The sequence below is a fragment of the Paenibacillus amylolyticus genome, assembly GCF_003719335.1.
GTDB classification, from domain to species: domain Bacteria; phylum Bacillota; class Bacilli; order Paenibacillales; family Paenibacillaceae; genus Paenibacillus; species Paenibacillus amylolyticus_D.
The window spans coordinates 1-540 of the sequence record NZ_RIAS01000055.1 but is presented as its reverse complement, the minus strand read 5'-3'; the positions used below and the strand labels follow the sequence as shown (position 1 = coordinate 540).

Here is a 540-nt window from a genome sequence, read left to right as displayed (position 1 = left end):
GTGAACGGCCCGAACCAAACGATTTGTTCTTTGAAAACTAGATATCGAAACGAAACAAACGCGAATTAGAACATTCCTTTAAGCTGATCTTGTGTAAACAAGTGAAGTGTTTTATAAGGTAGATTGCTGGAGCGAGTGATCGAAATGGAGCGACTTTTGGATTTGCGCAAGCAAACCAAGCGGAGCGACAGCTCGAACACGAGCGCAATGGTTAAGCTACTAAGAGCACACGGAGGATGCCTAGGCGCTAGGAGCCGATGAAGGACGTGGCGAACAACGAAACTGCCTCGGGGAGCTGTAAGCAAGCTTTGATCCGGGGATGTCCGAATGGGGAAACCCAGCTGGGGTAATATCCAGTTACTCATAACTGAATACATAGGTTGTGTAGAGGCATACCAGGGGAACTGAAACATCTAAGTACCCTGAGGAAGAGAAAACAATAGTGATTCCGTCAGTAGCGGCGAGCGAACGCGGAGAAGCCCAAACCAGAGAGCTTGCTCTTTGGGGTTGTGGGACGTCTCACATGGAGTTACAAAGGAG

The 540-nt window shown here is 48.5% G+C and carries 1 rRNA gene; it reads left to right on the top strand.

The window, feature by feature from the left end:
* Positions 1-209: 209 nt before the first annotated feature.
* A 23S ribosomal RNA gene (locus EC604_RS29540) occupies positions 210-540 on the top strand; the annotation flags it as partial.